The organism is [Zimmermannella] alba NBRC 15616 (assembly GCF_001570905.1).
Lineage (GTDB): Bacteria > Actinomycetota > Actinomycetes > Actinomycetales > Microbacteriaceae > Pseudoclavibacter > Pseudoclavibacter albus.
On record NZ_BCSO01000023.1, the window covers coordinates 1 to 5,621 of the forward strand.

At 54.2% G+C, this 5,621-nt stretch carries 3 rRNA genes; all 3 read right to left on the minus strand.

The features are described 5' to 3' along the window. Positions 1–139: 139 nt before the first annotated feature. The 3 genes from rrf to ZAL01S_RS09595 all read right to left on the minus strand — a co-directional run bounded on the left by rrf (position 140) and on the right by ZAL01S_RS09595 (position 5,366). Positions 140–256 (minus strand): 5S ribosomal RNA (gene rrf / locus ZAL01S_RS09585). A 105-nt stretch (positions 257–361) separates the two neighbouring features. Further along, positions 362–3,454: ribosomal RNA gene (locus ZAL01S_RS09590) — 23S ribosomal RNA — on the minus strand. A gap of 391 nt (positions 3,455–3,845) precedes the next feature. Further along, positions 3,846–5,366: ribosomal RNA gene (locus ZAL01S_RS09595) — 16S ribosomal RNA — on the minus strand. The 16S, 23S and 5S rRNA genes sit together here, the layout of an rRNA operon. Between the last annotated feature and the right edge of the window lie 255 nt (positions 5,367–5,621).

The following is a 5,621-nucleotide window of genomic DNA, read 5'->3' on the forward strand; positions in this document are numbered from 1 at the left end:
GGGGGCCGCCCAAAGGACAACCCCAACACCACAACACACAACCAGGCCGCACTACGATCACGCACGCACGCACGCACAACGCCCCGGAAAACACGAAAGGCCCACCCAACACTGGGTGGACCTTCCGCACTCAAAAGAAGTCCGGCGGTGACCTACTCTCCCACAGGGTCCCCCCTGCAGTACCATCGGCGCTGAGAGCCTTAGCTTCCGGGTTCGGAATGTGACCGGGCGTTTCCCTCTCGCTATCGCCGCCGAAACACTATCGACATAGTGAATCAACAACACACGAAACCAATTCGTGCGTGGATCCCGACCATACATCGAGAACCACAAAGTGGACGCGAACAACACTCATACAAAAGTTATCAAGTAATCGGCTTATTAGTACCGGTCAGCTCCATACATTACTGCACTTCCACATCCGGCCTATCAACCCAGTCGTCTACTGGGAGCCTCTCCCCAAAAGGGATGGAAATCTCATCTTGAAGCCGGCTTCCCGCTTAGATGCTTTCAGCGGTTATCCGTTCCGAACGTAGCTAATCAGCGGTGCTCTTGGCAGAACAACTGACACACCAGAGGTTCGTCCTTCTCGGTCCTCTCGTACTAAAGAAAGATCTTCTCAAATTTCCTACGCGCGCAGCGGATAGAGACCGAACTGTCTCACGACGTTCTGAACCCAGCTCGCGTACCGCTTTAATGGGCGAACAGCCCAACCCTTGGGACCTACTCCAGCCCCAGGATGCGACGAGCCGACATCGAGGTGCCAAACCATGCCGTCGATATGGACTCTTGGGCAAGATCAGCCTGTTATCCCCGAGGTACCTTTTATCCGTTGAGCGACAGCGCTTCCACAAGCCACTGCCGGATCACTAGTCCCGACTTTCGTCCCTGCTCGACTTGTCAGTCTCACAGTCAAGCTCCCTTGTGCACTTACACTCGACACCTGATTACCAACCAGGTTGAGGGAACCTTTGGGCGCCTCCGTTACATTTTGGGAGGCAACCGCCCCAGTTAAACTACCCACCAGGCACTGTCCCTGAACCGGATCACGGTTCGAAGTTAGATATCCAGAGTGACCAGAGTGGTATTTCAACAACGACTCCACAAACACTGGCGTGTCCGCTTCAAAGTCTCCCACCTATCCTACACAAGCCACACCGAACACCAATACCAAGCTATAGTAAAGGTCACGGGGTCTTTTCGTCCTGCTGCGCGTAACGAGCATCTTTACTCGTAATGCAATTTCGCCGAGTTCGCGGTTGAGACAGCTGGGAAGTCGTTACGCCATTCGTGCAGGTCGGAACTTACCCGACAAGGAATTTCGCTACCTTAGGATGGTTATAGTTACCACCGCCGTTTACTGGGGCTTAAATTCAGAGCTTCGCCGAAGCTAACCCTTCCTCTTAACCTTCCAGCACCGGGCAGGCGTCAGTCCGTATACATCGTCTTGCGACTTCGCACGGACCTGTGTTTTTGATAAACAGTCGCTTCCCACTGGTCTCTGCGGCCATCAAACGCTTTCGGAGCAAGTCCTACTACGCCTCAGGCCCCCCTTCTCCCGAAGTTACGGGGGCATTTTGCCGAGTTCCTTAACCACGATTCTCTCGATCTCCTTGGTATTCTCTACCTGACCACCTGTGTCGGTTTGGGGTACGGGCGACTAAAACCTCGCGTCGATGCTTTTCTAGGCAGCTGAGGATCACCGACTTCGTCTTACGACTTCCGCTTCAGATCTCAGGCATACAGGAGACGGATTTACCTATCTCCAACCCTACATCCTTGCCCGGATACAACCATTCACCCGGTTCGGCTACCTTTCTGCGTCACACCTGTTACTACGCTAACCGCACCAGCGTAGGTTCGAGTGCTAGGCCGGAAACACACCCGAAGGTGCGAACCCGGATTCGGACTCTTAGCATTACTGGATTAGTTGGGACGGTTCTTCGTCGGTACGGGAATATCAACCCGTTGTCCATCGACTACGCCTGTCGGCCTCGCCTTAGGTCCCGACTTACCCAGGGAAGATTAGCTTGACCCTGGAACCCTTGGTCTTTCGGAGGACGGGTTTCTCACCCGTCATTCGCTACTCATGCCTGCATTCTCACTCGTGTAGCGTCCACGGCTGGTTTCCACCGCCGCTTCACTCGCCACACGACGCTCTCCTACCCATCCAAACGACTGGACCACGAAGGCCTATCGAATATTTGAATGCCACAACTTCGGTGGTGTGCTTGAGCCCCGTTACATTGTCGGCGCGGAATCACTTGACCAGTGAGCTATTACGCACTCTTTCAAGGGTGGCTGCTTCTAAGCCAACCTCCTGGTTGTCTATGCAACTCCACATCCTTTTCCACTTAGCACACGCTTAGGGACCTTAGATGGTGGTCTGGGTTGTTTCCCTCTCGACTATGAAGCTTATCCCCCACAGTCTCACTGCTGCGCTCTCACTTACCGGCATTCGGAGTTTGGCTGACGTCAGTAACCTGTTGAGGCCCATCGGCCATCCAGTAGCTCTACCTCCGGTAAGAAACACGCAACGCTGCACCTAAATGCATTTCGGAGAGAACCAGCTATCACGAAGTTTGATTGGCCTTTCACCCCTATCCACAGCTCATCCCCCCAGTTTTCAACCTAGGTGGGTTCGGTCCTCCACGAAGTCTTACCTTCGCTTCAACCTGGCCATGGATAGATCACTTCGCTTCGGGTCTATGACATGCGACTCAACGCCCTATTCAGACTCGCTTTCGCTACGGCTTCCCCACCCGGGTTAACCTCGCCACATATCGATAACTCGCAGGCTCATTCTTCAAAAGGCACGCCGTCACACCAACAAGGGCGCTCCGACGGATTGTATGCAAACGGTTTCAGGTACTATTTCACTCCCCTCCCGGGGTACTTTTCACCTTTCCCTCACGGTACTTGTCCGCTATCGGTCATCTGGTAGTACTTAGGCTTATCAGGTGGTCCTGACAGATTCACACGGGATTTCACGGGCCCCGTGCTACTTGGGATACTCTCTACGCCATTGAACCATTTCAACTACGGGACTAACACCCACTATGGTCGGCCTTTCAAGACCGTTCGCCTATGATTCGCTGTAACGCTCGCTGCTCGGTAGCGCAGCCAGAAAGTCCCACAACCCCGACCATGCAACCCCTACCGGGTATCACACATGATCGGTTTAGCCTCATCCGCGTTCGCTCGCCACTACTAACGGAGTCACTATTGTTTTCTCTTCCTGTGGGTACTGAGATGTTTCACTTCCCCACGTTCCCTCTACCCGCCCTATATATTCAGGCGGGAGTCACCGGGTCAAGCCCGGCGGGGTTTCCCCATTCGGAAATCCTCGGATCAGGGTTCGGTTATCAACTCCCCGAGGCTTATCGCAGATTCCTACGTCCTTCTTCGGCTCCAGATGCCAAGGCATCCACCGTTTGCACTTAGAAACTTGATCACCATGAGTAATTCAAGAAAATAATTAAAAAACTATCTCTCGACCATAAATTGGTGACACCAGAACCAGAAGTCCTGGCGTCTAAGATGCTCGCGTCCACTGTGTAGTTCTCAACGTACGGGCGGTACCTGAACCACCAAACCCGAAAGTCTGACAGCCTCAGGCCCGAGAAACCAGCCAACCAGCAACCGCCAGCGCCCGGCCCCTCAGGACCCAACAGCGTGCACAACCCCAAACCTCACCAGCAAAACCGTTCCAACCCGAAGGCGTACTCAACCCTGCAAGATCCGCATGAGGCACATGTCAAATGTTCCACCCATGAGCAAACCACCGACAGACATTCGCTGCCGAAATGGCTCTGGACACGAAAACCGTGTCAGAAGCTCCTTAGAAAGGAGGTGATCCAGCCGCACCTTCCGGTACGGCTACCTTGTTACGACTTAGTCCTAATCACCGATCCCACCTTCGACGGCTCCCTCCAAAAGGTTAGGCCACCGGCTTCGGGTGTTACCGACTTTCATGACTTGACGGGCGGTGTGTACAAGGCCCGGGAACGTATTCACCGCAGCGTTGCTGATCTGCGATTACTAGCGACTCCGACTTCATGGGGTCGAGTTGCAGACCCCAATCCGAACTGAGACAGGCTTTTTGGGATTCGCTCCACCTTGCGGTATCGCAGCCCTCTGTACCTGCCATTGTAGCATGCGTGAAGCCCAAGACATAAGGGGCATGATGATTTGACGTCATCCCCACCTTCCTCCGAGTTGACCCCGGCAGTCTCCCATGAGTTCCCACCATAACGTGCTGGCAACATAGGACGAGGGTTGCGCTCGTTGCGGGACTTAACCCAACATCTCACGACACGAGCTGACGACAACCATGCACCACCTGTATACCGACCTTGCGGGGCGACCATCTCTGGCCGTTTCCGGTATATGTCAAGCCTTGGTAAGGTTCTTCGCGTTGCATCGAATTAATCCGCATGCTCCGCCGCTTGTGCGGGCCCCCGTCAATTCCTTTGAGTTTTAGCCTTGCGGCCGTACTCCCCAGGCGGGGCGCTTAATGCGTTAGCTACGACACGGAAACCGTGGAAAGGTCCCCACATCTAGCGCCCAACGTTTACGGCATGGACTACCAGGGTATCTAATCCTGTTCGCTCCCCATGCTTTCGCTCCTCAGCGTCAGTTACAGCCCAGAGATCTGCCTTCGCCATTGGTGTTCCTCCTGATATCTGCGCATTCCACCGCTACACCAGGAATTCCAATCTCCCCTACTGCACTCTAGTCTGCCCGTACCCACTGCAGGCCCGAGGTTGAGCCTCGGGTTTTCACAGCAGACGCGACAAACCGCCTACGAGCTCTTTACGCCCAATAATTCCGGACAACGCTTGCACCCTACGTATTACCGCGGCTGCTGGCACGTAGTTAGCCGGTGCTTTTTCTGCAGGTACCGTCACTCTCGCTTCTTCCCTACTAAAAGAGGTTTACAACCCGAAGGCCGTCATCCCTCACGCGGCGTTGCTGCATCAGGCTTGCGCCCATTGTGCAATATTCCCCACTGCTGCCTCCCGTAGGAGTCTGGGCCGTGTCTCAGTCCCAGTGTGGCCGGTCACCCTCTCAGGCCGGCTACCCGTCGTCGCCTTGGTGAGCCATTACCTCACCAACAAGCTGATAGGCCGTGAGCCGATCCAAGACCGAAATTCTTTCCAGACGCTAAAGATGCCTTTACGTCTCGTATCCAGTATTAGCTCCGGTTTCCCGAAGTTATTCCAGAGTCTTGGGCACGTTGCTCACGTGTTACTCACCCGTTCGCCACTAATCCACCAGAGCAAGCTCCGGCTTCATCGTTCGACTTGCATGTGTTAAGCACGCCGCCAGCGTTCGTCCTGAGCCAGGATCAAACTCTCCGTAAAGGTATAAACGACACAACAAAAGCTGCGCCAAATATAAATGCCCAACCCCGCCGGAATAAGGCGAAGCGAGCGAGCTTGATCTGACTAAATCAGACTGTCTGACAATCTGTCTAATCCAAAAGGAATCGTGTATGCAACCAAAAGGTCAACACACAACGAGGTAAATTTTGGCATTTGACATTGTGCACGCTGTTGAGTTCTCAAGGATCGGATGCTCCTCGTTTTCAACCCGCAGGCCTGCTACCGAGAGCAACT